The organism is Algoriphagus halophilus, from assembly GCF_041729275.1.
GTDB lineage: Bacteria > Bacteroidota > Bacteroidia > Cytophagales > Cyclobacteriaceae > Algoriphagus > Algoriphagus halophilus_A.
In genome coordinates, this window is the sequence record NZ_CP146486.1 from 4397678 (window position 1) to 4412077 (window position 14400).

At 41.3% G+C, this 14400-nt stretch carries 23 protein-coding genes and 1 pseudogene; 13 read left to right on the plus strand and 11 right to left on the minus strand.

The genetic code is table 11. From position 1 onward, the window contains the following. Positions 1-241: 241 nt before the first annotated feature. The 8 genes from V8V91_RS23560 to V8V91_RS23595 form a co-directional block, all read right to left on the minus strand. Entirely contained in the window at positions 242-475 is a 234-nt protein-coding gene (locus V8V91_RS23560) for a type II toxin-antitoxin system RelE/ParE family toxin (protein WP_373400798.1), read from the minus strand. An 85-nt stretch (positions 476-560) separates the two neighbouring features. Continuing rightward, complete coding sequence (locus tag V8V91_RS23565; protein WP_074223298.1) at positions 561-767, minus strand: hypothetical protein; 207 nt, start codon at positions 765-767, stop codon at positions 561-563. Positions 768-931: 164 nt separating this feature from the next. Next, positions 932-1492, minus strand: coding sequence for a pentapeptide repeat-containing protein (locus tag V8V91_RS23570; protein WP_373397508.1), 561 nt, complete (start codon positions 1490-1492; stop codon positions 932-934). A gap of 55 nt (positions 1493-1547) precedes the next feature. Then, positions 1548-1847, minus strand: coding sequence for a hypothetical protein (locus tag V8V91_RS23575; RefSeq protein WP_373397509.1), 300 nt, complete (start codon positions 1845-1847; stop codon positions 1548-1550). A gap of 74 nt (positions 1848-1921) precedes the next feature. Continuing rightward, positions 1922-2323, minus strand: coding sequence for a creatininase family protein (locus V8V91_RS23580; protein ID WP_373397511.1), 402 nt, complete (start codon positions 2321-2323; stop codon positions 1922-1924). Between the two features lie 56 nt (positions 2324-2379). Further along, the gene (locus tag V8V91_RS23585; RefSeq protein WP_373397512.1) at positions 2380-2589 is read right to left on the minus strand and encodes an ATP-binding protein; all 210 of its coding nucleotides are present in this window, start codon (positions 2587-2589) and stop codon (positions 2380-2382) included. Further along, on the minus strand, positions 2586-4217 hold the full coding sequence (locus V8V91_RS23590; protein WP_373397513.1) for a tetratricopeptide repeat protein: 1632 nt from the start codon (positions 4215-4217) through the stop codon (positions 2586-2588). Before V8V91_RS23590 ends, V8V91_RS23585 begins: the two co-directional genes overlap by 4 nt. A gap of 358 nt (positions 4218-4575) precedes the next feature. Further along, positions 4576-5184, minus strand: a complete 609-nt coding sequence (locus tag V8V91_RS23595) for a hypothetical protein (protein WP_373397514.1) — start codon at positions 5182-5184, stop codon at positions 4576-4578. A gap of 332 nt (positions 5185-5516) precedes the next feature. On the opposite strand from V8V91_RS23595, the gene V8V91_RS23600 reads away from it, so the two are divergent. The 4 genes and pseudogenes from V8V91_RS23600 to V8V91_RS23615 form a co-directional block, all read left to right on the plus strand. Further along, the gene (locus tag V8V91_RS23600) at positions 5517-6215 is read left to right on the plus strand and encodes a ferritin-like domain-containing protein (protein WP_373397515.1); all 699 of its coding nucleotides are present in this window, start codon (positions 5517-5519) and stop codon (positions 6213-6215) included. A 24-nt stretch (positions 6216-6239) separates the two neighbouring features. Further along, on the plus strand, positions 6240-6557 hold the full coding sequence (locus V8V91_RS23605; RefSeq protein ID WP_373397516.1) for a ferritin-like domain-containing protein: 318 nt from the start codon (positions 6240-6242) through the stop codon (positions 6555-6557). Next, positions 6538-6687 (plus strand): hypothetical protein, encoded by a 150-nt coding sequence (locus tag V8V91_RS23610; RefSeq protein ID WP_373397517.1) that lies wholly within the window; start codon positions 6538-6540, stop codon positions 6685-6687. The genes V8V91_RS23605 and V8V91_RS23610 overlap by 20 nt, the downstream gene beginning before the upstream one ends. A 26-nt stretch (positions 6688-6713) precedes the next feature. Continuing rightward, positions 6714-7058: pseudogene (locus tag V8V91_RS23615) on the plus strand (ferritin-like domain-containing protein); the annotation flags it as partial. 384 nt (positions 7059-7442) lie between these two features. Here the strand turns inward: V8V91_RS23615 and V8V91_RS23620 are convergent. Continuing rightward, entirely contained in the window at positions 7443-7976 is a 534-nt protein-coding gene (locus V8V91_RS23620) for a GNAT family N-acetyltransferase (protein WP_373397518.1), read from the minus strand. Between the two features lie 91 nt (positions 7977-8067). Between V8V91_RS23620 and V8V91_RS23625 the strand changes: the two genes are divergently transcribed. Next, complete coding sequence (locus V8V91_RS23625) at positions 8068-8838, plus strand: ATP-binding protein (protein ID WP_373397519.1); 771 nt, start codon at positions 8068-8070, stop codon at positions 8836-8838. 4 nt (positions 8839-8842) lie between these two features. Continuing rightward, entirely contained in the window at positions 8843-9112 is a 270-nt protein-coding gene (locus V8V91_RS23630; protein WP_373397520.1) for a DUF4143 domain-containing protein, read from the plus strand. A 150-nt stretch (positions 9113-9262) separates the two neighbouring features. On the opposite strand, the gene dinB is transcribed toward V8V91_RS23630, so the two are convergent. Further along, positions 9263-10453 carry a DNA polymerase IV gene (gene dinB / locus V8V91_RS23635; protein ID WP_373397521.1) on the minus strand — a complete coding sequence of 397 codons (1191 nt, stop codon included), beginning with the start codon at positions 10451-10453 and terminating at the stop codon, positions 9263-9265. A gap of 235 nt (positions 10454-10688) precedes the next feature. On the opposite strand from dinB, the gene V8V91_RS23640 reads away from it, so the two are divergent. The 4 genes from V8V91_RS23640 to V8V91_RS23655 all read left to right on the plus strand — a co-directional run bounded on the left by V8V91_RS23640 (position 10689) and on the right by V8V91_RS23655 (position 12412). Then, complete coding sequence (locus tag V8V91_RS23640; protein WP_373397522.1) at positions 10689-11090, plus strand: four helix bundle protein; 402 nt, start codon at positions 10689-10691, stop codon at positions 11088-11090. Between the two features lie 64 nt (positions 11091-11154). Next, positions 11155-11850, plus strand: a complete 696-nt coding sequence (locus tag V8V91_RS23645; RefSeq protein WP_074223307.1) for a LexA family transcriptional regulator — start codon at positions 11155-11157, stop codon at positions 11848-11850. Between the two features lie 98 nt (positions 11851-11948). Then, positions 11949-12176, plus strand: a complete 228-nt coding sequence (locus tag V8V91_RS23650) for a hypothetical protein (RefSeq protein WP_373397523.1) — start codon at positions 11949-11951, stop codon at positions 12174-12176. Further along, positions 12173-12412 (plus strand): methylated-DNA--[protein]-cysteine S-methyltransferase, encoded by a 240-nt coding sequence (locus V8V91_RS23655; RefSeq protein ID WP_373397524.1) that lies wholly within the window; start codon positions 12173-12175, stop codon positions 12410-12412. The genes V8V91_RS23650 and V8V91_RS23655 overlap by 4 nt, the downstream gene beginning before the upstream one ends. Positions 12413-12414: 2 nt before the next feature. Here V8V91_RS23655 and V8V91_RS23660 read toward each other — a convergent pair whose 3' ends face one another. After that, positions 12415-12927: a RidA family protein gene (locus tag V8V91_RS23660; RefSeq protein WP_373397526.1), complete on the minus strand. Its 513-nt coding sequence runs from the start codon at positions 12925-12927 to the stop codon at positions 12415-12417. A 74-nt stretch (positions 12928-13001) separates the two neighbouring features. Between V8V91_RS23660 and V8V91_RS23665 the strand changes: the two genes are divergently transcribed. The 3 genes from V8V91_RS23665 to V8V91_RS23675 all read left to right on the plus strand — a co-directional run bounded on the left by V8V91_RS23665 (position 13002) and on the right by V8V91_RS23675 (position 14399). Continuing rightward, positions 13002-13466, plus strand: a complete 465-nt coding sequence (locus V8V91_RS23665) for a GNAT family N-acetyltransferase (protein ID WP_074223310.1) — start codon at positions 13002-13004, stop codon at positions 13464-13466. 107 nt (positions 13467-13573) lie between these two features. Continuing rightward, positions 13574-13897 (plus strand): universal stress protein, encoded by a 324-nt coding sequence (locus tag V8V91_RS23670; RefSeq protein ID WP_373397527.1) that lies wholly within the window; start codon positions 13574-13576, stop codon positions 13895-13897. Further along, positions 13869-14399, plus strand: a complete 531-nt coding sequence (locus tag V8V91_RS23675) for a hypothetical protein (protein ID WP_373397528.1) — start codon at positions 13869-13871, stop codon at positions 14397-14399. Before V8V91_RS23670 ends, V8V91_RS23675 begins: the two co-directional genes overlap by 29 nt. Position 14400: the final 1 nt, after the last annotated feature.

Below are 14400 nucleotides of genomic sequence, written 5' to 3' on the forward strand. Positions count from 1 at the left end.
TATAATGTAAACATAAAGTAGGATCGAAAGCAAGAAGATGTAGAGAATTGTCGGGAATTTCTACTCAGAGATACTTCAATAAGAAGATCACAAAAGGAATCGCCAATCCAATCATAAGTATTAAAAGCTGGAAATTTGCAGATTTGGACGATTCTGGTTTTTTCATGAGTAGGATTGATATGACCAGAATGGTGATCGACTTTATAAAAAAATAATTGCCTATGTAAGGCAGATTAGAAAATCACAGATTAATTTGATTTAATAACTCCTTCAATTCGCTATCCTTGATTGTCTCTTTGCCCGATTTATCATAAATCGAAAGTAGAAAGACTGTCGTCTCGGTGATTTTTACAAAAGTAATGATTCTTGCCCCTCCAGACTTCCCTTTTCCCTTAGAAGAAATGGCCATTCTGATTTTAAAACAGTTTTTACCTAATGGCGTTCCCTGGAAAGGATTTTTTTGAAGGGTCTGAATTAGGCTTGAAAAATCTTCTTTTAAAGAAGGATACTTTTTTGCCTATTTCTTCAGCTCCTTACCGAAATTAGGTATGGTAGCTACTTCATAGTTCATCCAATAAATCTTTTGCTGAGATGGCTTTGATTTTACCTTCTTGGACAAGATTTAATTCTTCCACCGAACGTTTTAAATTTTTATAAACATTAGCTTTATAGGTAGAGATAGGCTCAGCTTTGACAAACTTAAAGTTTTTCAAGAGCTCCATGATAAAATCAGCTTTTTGATCTTCTATGTCTAATAAAACTTTCATCTGAAATAGGCTTTTCTCAAATATACGTTTTTCAAAAGGAATCGGCTACAATTTAAAATGAAGCTTAGTTTCTTGTTGGGAGCTGTTTTACCGCATGCCATTTCAAATCTTGATATTTGAAAAAAAACCGAAGCATTTGACTTCGGTGGAGTTTGGAGAGAGGGTTATCCAATCTTAATCCCATATTTTCCCAGCAAACCAGGAAGTCCGTCCAAATCAAAACGGGCTCCTTTGATGCGGTTGAGTTCTGGGTCGATGCGGTAGTTTTGAGCTTCCCGGAAATCGGCTTTTTCCAATACAGTTTGGTCAAAAATGGCTCCACTTAACTCACTCCCAGCGAAGCTGCTTCCAATCAAATTGGCCATCGTGAAGTCCGCTTCAAGTAATCGGCAAGAATTGAAAATGGTTTTTTTTACCTGGAGATTGTAAAAGCCGCAATAGTCCATTTGACAGTTTTTGAAGGAAAACTCGATCAGGAAAGGGTTGCAGCTTTGGAAGTGAATCCCCAGCATTTTACAGGAATCAAAATTGACGCCACGAAAAGAAACTCCAGGAACCTTGCAATTGCTTAGGTCACAATTAGTGAAACTGCAATCCTCAAAACTAAACCCCTGCAGGTTCATTCCCGCGAAATTGCATTGGGAAAAACTGCAGCCTTCGTATTCTCCGGTTTGGAAATTTTCTGGAATTAGATTCTGGAATTGCTGGTCAGCGTAATAGGACATCTAAACAAAGTCTAAAAGCTAGAGGGTAAAGGTTGAAATGATTCAAAGATTAAGGTTAAAGGCCGGCCATGTCCCACTTTCGGATGGTCTCCTTGATCAATCCAGCGATTTTTGCATTGACTTTTTGGAAGTATTCCTTGGCCTGTGCCTCATCAAAATTAGGATACCCTTGACCTTCTTGGTACAGCCCAATGCTGGATGGGAAAGGTACTGCTGAATAGGTTCCAGCTTTAGGATATGCAGTTGCCATGTCTGTATTGTATTTTTCTTTGTGAACCAAGGTAGGATCAATGGCCTGGATGTATGCGGTTTCGTTAAGACCGGCATGTCCACCGTCTTCTTTGAAAACTTCCATGGTCACATCGGAGGCATAAGACCACCAATTGACGACCAGGGTACGTACCCCCAGTTCATTGGAGATGTCTTCCGCTACTTTTGTAAAACGGCAGTCTGTCCACCTCCATGTCCGTTGAGAACGATGATGTTTTTGAAGCCATTTCTGGCTAAACCTTTCAAAATGTCCCGGATGAAAGGGGCATAGGCTTCTTCACTGATTTTGAAAGCGCCTGGGTAGGCAGCCATGCTTCCTGTGATTCCATAATTCAGTGTAGGGGCGATCATGGCATTGAGTTCGCCGGCAATGTCTTTGGCCATTGCAAAGGGAGCCGTATTGTCCGCTCCGTTATTGACTACACCATGGGGCTCCAAGGTGCCTGTAGGAAGCAATACGGTGTTGATTTTTTCTGGGACAAACGCAGCAAATTCCATCCAGTTGATCCGGTCCATTTCCCGGGTAGTGATTTGTTGGGAAAAAGAGGCATAGCCAACCATAATAGCAGTTGAAATAGAAAAAGTTTTTTCATGAGGAGGAGGGGAAAGAATTTGGGTTAAGACTCGATTAGTTCTTTTGTGGTATTTATTCTTTCAAAGCTAAGAATGATTTCTGTTCCTTCATTGGGTTTGCTATGAATCCGAAGATGTCCTTGGTTTTTTTCCATAAACTGTCTCACCAACAGCAGCCCTAAGCCTGTTCCTTTTTCCTTTTGAGTACCTTCAGTAGATTTAACCCTGACCACCTGGGAAGAAATTTCTTTCATTTTTCTTCAGAGATCCCTATTCCGTCATCTTTGATATGGAGGTTGATGAATCCGTCCTCTTCCTGTACAGAGTTCCATAGTTTGATTTGGCTATCGGAATTGGAGAACTTGATGGAGTTTTGAAGACAGTTTTGCAAAATGATGCGAAGCTGCTGGGGATCCACTAGCACCTGAGCTTGATCAAAAATCGATGAAAAATCGATGGTGATGTTTTTGGAAACTGTCTGATAATCCAATTGACCCACTTGTTCTTTTACGATTTCGGAAAGATCGGTAGCAGTTCTTTTGGTGATGATTCCATCGAGCTGCGCATGAGACCAACGAAGGAGTTTTCGGAGCATCTCATCTGTGTCTGACACTTGTTTGATGAGTAATTTCCTTACAGTTTTTTGTTCATCCTCATCCAAAAGACCATTCTCTTCCAATTCCAACAGTTGCTTGACAGAATTGATAGGGGCTTTTAGGTCATGGGAAAGGATGGAGAACAGCTTATTTTTTTCTTCATTGATCGCTTCCAGTTTTTCATTTTGAATTTGAATTTCCTTTTGCTTTTCCAGAAGAACCTGATTTATTTTTTCTTTTTGTTTGATCACTCTTCCATATAAAATAAAGCCGATGATGAGGCCTATTAAAGCTATGACCAAAATAATTGTCAGTTTTTTGTTGAACTGGGCACTGTTTTGGGCCAGCTCTTTTTCCTGAAGCAAGTTCTGGTTGTCGGCATCTGCCAAAAGTAGCTGAAGATGGCTGATTTCAGCATTTTTACTTTCATTGTATAAGCTGTCTGAATAGGCTTTATACAATTTGGCATGCTCTAATGCCAGGGCATATTGGTCAAGTTCCTCATAGATTGCCAATAATACTTTTGACAACCTTCCTTTATCCCAATACCCTCTTGTTTTGTATACATAGTCTTTGGAAATCTCAGCATATCCCAATGCTTTTCTAAGATTTCCCTTCGCTATTTCGATTTCCGCCAAACCGGAATAAGCAAATGTATAGGCCCAGTTGGATAGTTGCCCCGGGTAGTTCAGCACTTGTCTGTAATATTTCTCGGATTCCTCGAGTTTTCCCTCATCAAAATAAATCTTACCAGCTCTATTAAGAGTCATGGTATAGATCACTCGATCTTGATGATCTTTTAAGTATTCCAGCGCCAAGTCAATGGATTGATGGGCTTTGTCAAACTGCCCTAGGTCGGACTCTCCAATACTTCTATTAAAGTAATTCTTTCCTATTCCGTAAGTGTCTCCAAGTTTCTTGCTGATTTCTATGCAGCGGTTAAATATATCAATGGCCCTCTCTAGTTGATTTTGACTTAAGTAAATGAGCCCACGGCCATTGAGTGCGTAGTTCAGACCGGACTCATCTTGGGTTTTGTTGAAAATTTCGCTGGCAGAGGAGTAATACTTGATCGATTCTACGTAGTCTCCTTCGACGTAGTACAAGGTTCCAAACAAATTGGCAACCTTCCCAACTTTATTGTCATCTTCCAGTAGGCGGGCAAGAGAATCTGCCTTGCTGAGGTAATAGAAAGCACTGTCCCATTCTGCATAAAGGTATTTTTCCCCTTTACTGATCAGTGTATCCAACAACACCTCTGAATCCATTTTAGTGGTACTTTCCACTTGAATAGGGGGGTAGCCCAAATCAGGGAAATCAATAAAATTAAATAGGACATTAGGTGATATCTAGGACTTAATTGCTTTTACAGAACGGAAATATAATTTACTTGGGGTAAATTAAAAAAAATACAGGTTTGAAAATTTTAAGTGGTCATTTTGGTAAATTATTGGAATACAGATTTATACGATGCTGTTTTAATTCAAAAAATAAATTCCCGGTATGGGCTAATTTTTTTCGAATAAAAAAATATGAATTTTCCGTATTGGAAAACGAAATTGGTTTTCTCTTGTTTTCCATTCATTAAGGATTTGATTGGGTGGGGAGTGGTAAAAAAAGCTCCCAAAAAGGGAGCCAGGTGTTTTATTCACAAGTAACATTTGGATTAAACATCGTGAATATACCATTTGGATTATGTTTCCAAACCCATACATGGAGTTGATAATTTCGGAAAGGTAGTGGAGCAGGAGGAAAAGCTTCATCAAATTCCTGCATTCCAAAATAAGGGATCATCTCATTTTCTGCATCCCAGGCATCCGCTACGATCACAAATTCTACTCCTACCAGTTTCATTTGGCCATTTTTATCCATTTCATATAATAATGCTTCTGGCATGGTAGGGTCATACTCTCCATCCACCGCAGCGAAGTTGACATAATGGTATCCCATGCCTCCCGCTGGAGTAGCCACGCATCCAGAACCTTGCTCATATCCATCTTCCATTGCCACTTCTATTCTATGGTATTTAGCGGTAGCGGCTCGAAGACCTGCGAGCATTTTGTTTGTTTCAGAATCCATTCGGAGGTTCTCCAAGGAAAATGTTTCCGGATAATCTGTTGCTCTTTCGAGCGTGGTGTTTGGATCTAAAGGTTGATCAAGACTGCTTTCGTCGGTGATACAGCTTGATAGAATAATTGTCATTGTGAGCACCATTGCAAGCCCACAATACGAACCACGAAAATAATTTTTCATTGTTTTTTGGGTTATTGTTTGAAAAATGTGAGTAAATAAAAATTTGAATTATCCCTTTTAAAGGGTCCAGTCGCAAAATATTGACAGTCAGTATACTGTCTATCTAATTTAGAAATAAAATTGCATTATTTTACAATGATTTTGGTATTTTTTTAAGACTAAAGTATTGTTGAAATGACTAAAATCATCTTTTTTTCGGCCTGTTAAATCCAGTTACCCAAAACGCTTCGTAACTCCTTCCAAATCATCCGACCGAATCTGTTTTGGTCATATGGTTTCATTTTTTTCCATGGAAAACCAAAAACCGGATTATTAACCTAAACACAATTAAAATGAAAAATGAACTGATCAAGCCTAAAGGACTGGTGACCAATACCAACAGAAGGAATTTTCTGAAGTTTGGAACGATGTCAGTTGCAGGGGCAGGACTTCTGCTGATGGGCTGTAATGACGATGAAGATATGATGCCTCCTATGATGAACGAGGGAGTAAACCTTGGTTCCGGGGATATCGGTATTTTGAATTATGCCTATGCATTGGAGCAGTTAGAAGCGGCATTTTATGCCAATGTAATTGCCGGGGGATATTTTGCCAATGCAAGTGCAGAAGAAAAGACCATTATGGGGGATCTGGAGAAGCATGAAAGGGCTCACAGGGACTTTTTAGCGGCATTGGGAAGCGCTGCAATAGCAGACTTGGAAGTGGATTTCAGTTCCATTGATTTTAGTAGCAGGACTTCCGTTTTGGGAGCAGCCAAGACATTTGAAGATCTAGGTGTGGCAGCATACAATGGTGCTGGACAGTTTATCGAGAATGTGGACTACTTACTGATTGCAGGGAAGATAGTTTCTGTGGAAGCAAGACATGCGGCTGCAATTCGTGACTTGATCAATCCAGGTTCAGATGATTTTGCCGGAGATGATTTGATTGACTCCAATGGTCTGGAGCGAACCTTGGGATTTACGGAAGTATTGACAGCGGCATCTACTTATGTGAAGACGCCGATCGACTTTAGTCAATTGCCTAGCTAATATTCACCTTAACCACAATTAGATATGAACTTATTAAAATTGCTTGATACCATGTGTCCGGACACCAATAGTCCGGAAGAAAAGGATCTATTTTTCTCCAGAAGAGAGGCGTTCCGCCAGTTTGGAGATCTCAGTAAAAAAGTAGCCATGGCTGCAGTGCCATTGGGAGTACTTTCGGCCTTGCCAAAAGTAGCCAAAGCAGATACGGCCAGTCTGATCGATGTGCTCAATTATGCATTGACGCTGGAACACCTGGAATACCGGTACTATCAAATGGGTATTGAGTCTGGGGTAATCGAGGGGGCCCGACCAGAATATTTTCTTGAAAATCAGAGATCATGAGTTGGCACATGTCAATTTCTTGACGGAAGTAATTGGGAATGTGTTGATGGGAACGCCTGTTGAAGAGCCGGAATTTGACTTTACTGCCGGGGGTATTTTTCTCCATTTACAGATTATCCCACCTTCTTAGCGCTTTCGCAGGCATTTGAAGATACAGGTGTAAGAGCCTATAAAGGGCAGGCTGGAAATGTGATGGAATCAGATGTGGTCTTAACGGCAGCGCTTTCCATTCATTCGGTGGAGGCCAGACATGCCTCGATGGTCAGAAGACTGAGAACGAAAAAAGGTCAGGATACGGTGAAAGGTTGGATCACCAATGGGTCTATCGGTTCCCTTCCAGCAGCTACTCAGGCGATTTATGCCGGAGAAGAGAATGTGATGCAGGGAGGAGTGGATGTGACTTCATTGACCGGGATTGATGCTGCAGCTGTCTCCGAAGGCTGGGATGAGCCATTGAGCAAAGATCAGGTACTTGGTATAGCGTCTTTATTCTTGGCGTAATCAGAATTGTTGGGTTGGGTGGTGAGATGTCATTTCCATTGGAGGTGGCATCTTTTTTATTGGGTCGCTATGCTCCTGAAATACGCCTTCCTACCTTCGGCAGGCAGGTGGCGAAATAGCTTGGTTCAGTATTTCACCGACCGAAGGGAGGTTTATTCCCATTGTATTTCCAAGTATTTCAATAACACTATCTGGCTTTAGGCTATCTTATTTAATATCTGCTCGAAGAGCTATCTTTTAAAATAGAGAGATACGCTTCGCGAGATACAGTCGCTTCGCTCCTGAGATATACCTTCCTACTTTCGGCAGGCATGCGGCGAAATAGCTTGGTACAGTATTTCACCGACCGAAGGGAGGTTTATTTCTATGGTATTTCCAAATATTTCAAAGTGTTATCCGATACAAACTACAAGGGTTCAGATGTTTTGACTTTTTTAGGTCCGGGTGATCAAAATCCAGCCAATATTCCATTCCGATTTTTTGCATCACCCGAATGGAAGCCTTGTTGTCAGAGGAGGCAAATGAAAGAACTTCTTTTAATCCTAGCTCCTTTGCATAGTCAAGGCATCTTTTAGCACCTTCTGTTGTAAACCCTCTGTTCCAAAATTCTTTGTGGATTCTCCATCCTATATCCACACATGGAGTGAATTCCGCCTCAAAAGTTTTCCATCCCATTCCGATCATTCCCAGTAGTTCTCCTGTTGCCAATAAATCAACCGCAAAATAGCAGTAGCCTTTATCATCAAACAGACGGTTCATCCGCTCCATCATGGCCTGAGACTCTTCTACCGATAAGGGTTTTTCGAAGTATTTCATGATTTCCGGATCAGCATTCATCTGACTGAAAGCTTCTAAATCTGAGTCTATCCAAGATCGAAAACCCAAGTTAGGTGAGGTGAAGAGGTGGGATTTATCCATTTGAGATTAATTTTCTGTCATTTTTAGATCATAATCGAAAAAATACATGATTATTTTCGATTATAATCGAGGATTTATATATTTTTGTAGTATGATTACTCGACAAATTGAATCGGAATTACGGACGAGGCTCTACAAAGGTAAGCTATTAGTGATTGTCGGGCCGAGGCAGGTAGGGAAAACAACGTTAATGAAACAGATTCTGAATTTTCCGAATGATGCTGTACTGTGGCTCAACTGCGATAATCCAGATGATCGATTGGGGCTTCAGGACACTACGGTTTCTTCACTTCGATCTCTGATTGGAGACTATAAGTTAGTCGTGATAGATGAGGCACAGCGAGTATCAAATATCGGACTTACACTTAAGATTTTGGCGGATGAATTCCCCGAAGTTCAGGTTCTAGCTTCTGGATCATCGGCCTTGGAGCTTGCAAACTCAATTAAAGAGCCATTAACAGGACGAAAGCGGGAATTTCAACTATACCCGATTTCAACCCAAGAACTTTGTGAACATACGTCTCCTCGTGAGGAACTGCGACTTTTGGAAAAGCGACTGGTATTTGGATTTTATCCAGAGGTAATTAATCACCCTAGCGATGCTCGAGAGGCACTTCAGGAAATCAGTAGTAGTTATTTGTATAAAGATATTTTGAGTTTGCAGGAAGTAAGAAAGCCCGCAATTTTGCAGAAATTATTACTTGCTTTAGCGCTTCAAGTAGGATCAGAAGTCACGTTTAACGACTTGGGTAATACCGTGGGAATTGATAAGGAAACCGCCGAGAAGTATTTAGATCTTTTGGAAAAGGCATTTGTTATTTTTCGATTGAACTCCTTCTCGAATATGCGAGTGAGAAAATAGCGAAGTGAGATTAATAACCAAGAAGTTCGAAATTCTGGGGTATCATCAAAATAATTTCAATTCTTTGGAATTAAGGACGGATAAAGGGGCGCTTTGGGAGAATTTTTTAATCAGTGAGCGGATGAAATACCTGAGCTACCATCGGATAGCTACTAATGTCTATTTTTGGCGGACTACTACAGGAAAGGAAATTGACTGGCTCGAGGAGCGTGAAGGAAAACTTTTTCATTTGAGGCAAAATGGAATCCTGAGCGGAAGGCTAAACTTCCTTTAGGTTTTGAGGAAGCTTATCCCAATACCGAGTTTCAGATCGTCCATAGAGAGAATTACATTGATTTTTTGAGATAGATTTTCTTAAAGAGAAATTAATCCCTGATTGAATCCAGCTGCAATAGAGTTCCAATGGATTCCATTTTAAATTCCCTTACACAGCCATCCCATTAAAAGGATTAAACCTTCTTCTTCCTACGCCCATGCCTACGGCTCGGCAGATGGTTTTTTCTCCAAACTTTCCATTGATTTTGTCCATGGCCTGGTACAGGTTGATTTGCTCCTGGGTATCTTCAAAGAGTTTGATCTGATAATTCCCATAAACCAGCGAACTGAAACGTACTCCAATCAGGCGGATTAACATGCGGCGGCTGTAGAGCTTACGGAAAAGTTCCTTGACCAGTGGGATCAGCGTATGGTCTGCGGAAGTATAGGGAATGCGTTGCTGCACGGTGTGGGTATCAAAATCCGAATAGCGAATCTTGACGCTCACACAGGCTGTTAACTGTAGGTTTTGACGCAGTTTTCCAGCGAGCTGCTCACACATGGCTACGAGCGTTGCTTCCAGCATTTTCACATCAATGGTGTCCTGTTCGAAGGTGTTTTCCGTAGAGATGGACTTGGCTTCAGAGTAAGGAGTTACCGGAGACCGGTCGATGCCATTAGCCTTTTCCCAGATCATATTCCCATTTTTCCCAAAAGTAGCCTGCAGGAGTTCGGCTGGCATTTGCTGCAAGGTATGCACTTTCCGAACGCCCATATTGTAGAGCGTTTGGGAGGTTTTCTCTCCGATCATGGGGATTTTCCGTACCGAAAGAGGAGCGAGAAAGGGCTTTTCTTCCCCAAAAAGAACCTGTTTTTCATTATTGGGTTTGGCTTCACCCGTAGCTACTTTGGAGACAGTTTTGTTTTCTGAGAGTCCCAGGGAAATAGGCAGTCCCGTTTCTTTCATGATGCGTTGTCGGATTTGCTGCGAAAGCTTGAAGCAACCGAAAAAGCGATCCATTCCCGTAAGGTCGATGTAGAATTCATCGATGGAGGATTTTTCAAACAAAGGGACTTCCTCCCGGATGATCTCGGTGACCTCGTGGGATTTTTGACTGTACTTTTCGAAATCTCCTCGGATGATCAATGCCTCGGGACAAAGTTGCCTGGCAGTACGCATGGGCATGGCAGAGTGTACCCCGAATTTTCTTGCTTCATAACTACAGGAAGCTACGACCCCACGGTCTCCTGAGCCCCCGATCAATATAGGCTTCCCGTTGAGCCTACTGTCAAATAACCGTTCTACCGACACAAAATAGGAATCCAAATCCATGTGCACGATGCTTCTCTTCCCTTCCATTTGCATTGTTAATTAAATTGACATTTTAATGTTTATAATTTAAACAAAAGTTTTATATTTGGATACTTGGAGTGAAAGATTGAAGGAGATTGACAAATAACAAAAGACATGCTTTGCAGGATTTGCCTGTAGCGGATACAATAGAAATAAAATGGAAATACACCTCCCTTCGGTCGGTGAAATAATTGATTCGAAATCTATTTCGTAAAAAATATACTTCGCTAAAAAATAAAATATGAATGAGAAATCAGCTTATATCCCAATTCATGAGCTAGAGGTTTATCGTCTTTCCCGAAAGCTTTCTACTAGTGAATGGACTGTTTATCAACGGTTGAGCTTTCAAGAAAAGAAGGTTTGGGGCGATCAAATGTTATCTGCTATTAATTCAGTAGGAGCAAATATTGCCGAGGGATATGCTCGATTTCATTTTTCAGAAAAATCCAGATTCTATTACATTTCAAGGGCATCTTTATCCGAAGGCGTAGAACATTGGATTGATTTGGGCTTTGAAAGAGGTGTTGTTTCTGATCAAGAATTCTTATTATTCAATCAGCTCAGGCGTGATGTTCAAGTCAGGTTAAATAACATGATTAAATCTACTTATTCTGCTAAAAATCAACTAAAAGATAATAGCTAGTCTAGTATTTCGCCCGCTTGCGGGCTTATTTCCATTGTGTTTCCACTGTATTTCAGATATAATTATGACTTTAAACGCCAACATTAAGTTTCTAAGAAAGAAAAAATCGCTCACCCAAGAGATGTTAGCCTCTGCCTTGGGGATTTCCAGGTCTAAACTGGCAGGTTATGAGCTCAATGTCAATCCTCCCTTGGAAACCTTGGTGAAGCTATCGGATCATCTGGGGGTATCAGTGGATATCTTGCTTCGGGAAGATTTGACATCTTATTCGGAATATAAGCTTCGTGAATTGCTGGAAACAGACCAGTTTCTAAGAGGAAGAAAACTTCGGGTTTTGGCGACGACCGTGGATGAACAGGGGAGGGAGCTAATCGAAGTGGTTTCCCAACGTGCCAAAGCAAGTTACCTGGCCGGTTTTGCCGATCCGGAATACATTGCTGAACTGCCTCGATTTGCCTTGCCATTTCTACCCATGGATAAAAAGCATCGCGTGTTTCAGGTAGATGGAGATTCTATGCTCCCCATCCCTGATGGAGCTTGGATCGTATGTGAATATGTAGATGATTGGCTGTCCATCAAAAATGGGGAACGCTATGTGGTGGTAACCGAACAGGATGGCGTGACTTTTAAACTGGCGTACAATCGAATCCAAAAAGAAAAGAAGTTGCTACTTTGTTCCGCCAATCCGATTTACCCGCCTTTTGAGGTGGAGATTGAACAGGTAAGGGAGATTTGGAGGTATCGATTGGCGATGAGTTGATGTCTTCACTAATGAAATGGAAATATGTCTCATTCCGTTCGGCGAAATGCAGTTGAAATACGTTTATGTACCCTCTTTTAAAAAACACTGATTAGTCCATGCCAATTATAGCCACCACCCTGGGAAACATGCTCATCGAACTAGATGAGGGGAAACTCACTTTACTTCAGTTTACCGAGGATCCGGTGAGTGATGAATCCTTGGAAGGAATGGTGAAGGAAGTAAAACATCAGCTGGATGAGTACCTCTCTGGCAAGAGAAAAGTATTTGATCTTCCTTTGGATTTAAAAGGAACAGATTTTCAAAAAGTGTTTGGCAGGCCGTGAATGAAATCCCTTTCGGGCAAACGACTACCTATATGAAATTGTCCCAAAAACTGGGAAACCCAGCAGCGATTCGTGCGGTGGGAGCAGCTATTGGAGCCAATCCCATTTTGGTGATTGTTCCCTGCCACAGGATTATCGGCACGAATGGTCAGCTGACAGGCTATGCAGGAGGCTTGGAAAGAAAACAAGCACTGCTGGAGTTGGAAGGTTTTCCTGTCCAACAGAGCTTGTTTTGAGCCTAGTCTTTCAGTTCGACGATTACCTCTATTTCTACGGCAATATCATTGGGCAGTGCTGCCACACCCACGGCAGATCTTGCATGCTTCCCCGCTTCTCCAAACACTTCTACCATCAAGTCAGAAAAACCATTGATGACTGCAGGATGCTTGGTGAAGTCAGGAGCAGAATTGACCATTCCCAATACTTTTACAAATTGTTTGATTCGGCTCAGATCCCCGCCCGTAGCAGCTTTGAGCACAGCCAGAATTTCTACGCCTGTTTCTCTAGCAGCTTGATACCCCTCTTCCACGGTTAGATCAGCCCCCACTTTGCCGTACACATCAGGTCCATTTCCGGCAAGATAAAGCACATTTCCTACTTGTCGCCATTTAACGTAAGTCCCCATAGGTACACCGACTTCGGGTAGGTTAAGACCTAATTCTTTGATTTTTGCTTCAGGATTTTGAGCCTGTACCATCATTGGAAGGCAAAAGATGAATGCCAATCCGAGGATTAATTGTTTCAATTTCATGCGTTGGTTGATGTTTAGTATTCCTAAGCTAAGGGTTTCTGCTTATTTTTACAGCCTATTTAAACCCTATTTCCATGAGCGATCTGAGCATAATTCCATATTCTCCTGATTACAAAGCTGATTTTGTAGCGATCACCAAAGCTTGGGTAGAAGATTATTTTACGCTGGAACCCTTTGATATTGCTCAGCTGGAAAATCCTGAGCAGGTAATCATCCAACCTGGAGGGGATATTATTTTTGCCAAGATGGGCGATGAAGTTGTGGGCACTGTAGGCCTTGCGAAAGCAGAAGATGGAATTTTTGAAATGGTGAAAATGGGAGTGAAGCCAGTTGCCCAAGGAAAGGGCGTAGGTATGTTATTGGGTAAGGCCATTATTGAAAAGGCCAAAGAAATGGGAGGGAAGAAACTGGTCCTGTATAGTAGTACCAAACTTCAGCCAGCCTTACATATTTACAAAAAACTTGGTTTTTATGAATCGGTGCCAGAAGCGGGTAAATATTGTAGATGTGATGTGAAGATGGAGTTAGACCTGGTCTAGGCCTGCTTTTGAAAACAGGATTTTTATCATGTTTCTCGTTGATTTTCATTAGGATAAGTTAATAGGTTTTTAAGGATATTGAGGTTTAAGTATTAACCCCAATAACCATGAAGACTATACTCGTTCCTTTCGATTTTTCACCATACGCTGTTGCCGCTTTGCAGACTGCTTATAAAATCAGTCATAAGTCAGGTGCAGAAATTTTATGTGTTACCGTGGTCCCTACCGAATTGGATTGGGAATTTTTATCTGAAGAGGCAAAAGCCAAACATTCTCAAGTTCTGGATGAATACAATGAAGCCAAGGAAGTCTTGCCCTCCTATTTAAGAAATATTGCTCCTGCCAAAGCCCCGATCAAACCTATCGTGAAAATTGGTGTTCCATTTGAATCAATTCTTCAGGTTGCAAAGAGTAGTATTCCACCGACTTGATTGTCTTGGGAGCTTATGGAAAAGGGAATGGGGGAGTGAATTTTATTGGGAGTACCCTTCAAAAAATCTTAAGAAACTCCCCTATCCTGTTCTTGCTGTCAAGGAATTATTGGATGGGAATGGGTTTCGGAAAGTAGGTTTTGCCTCAAATTTTGACCCGGCTTCCAAAACTGCATTTGAACGTATCAAGCCATTGGTTAAACTTTTTAGAGCCAGTGTGCATCTGGTTTTTGTCAATACCCCCGCTCATTTTACCAATTCGATTGAAGTGGAGGAACGTATGAATCATTTTATGAAGGGCTTTGAGGAGCTCACCTTCCATAAACACGTGTTTAATTATTCCGATCCTGAAACCGGACTAGAGAAATTCAGTGATTTGCATAAAATAGGATTGATGGCTTTGGTTTCCGGTCACCATGAAAAAATCCCGAATTATCAGATTGGAACGACTGAAACGCTGGTGTTTCAAAGTGATTTGGCTGTGCTTAGTATTAAGCTTTGAA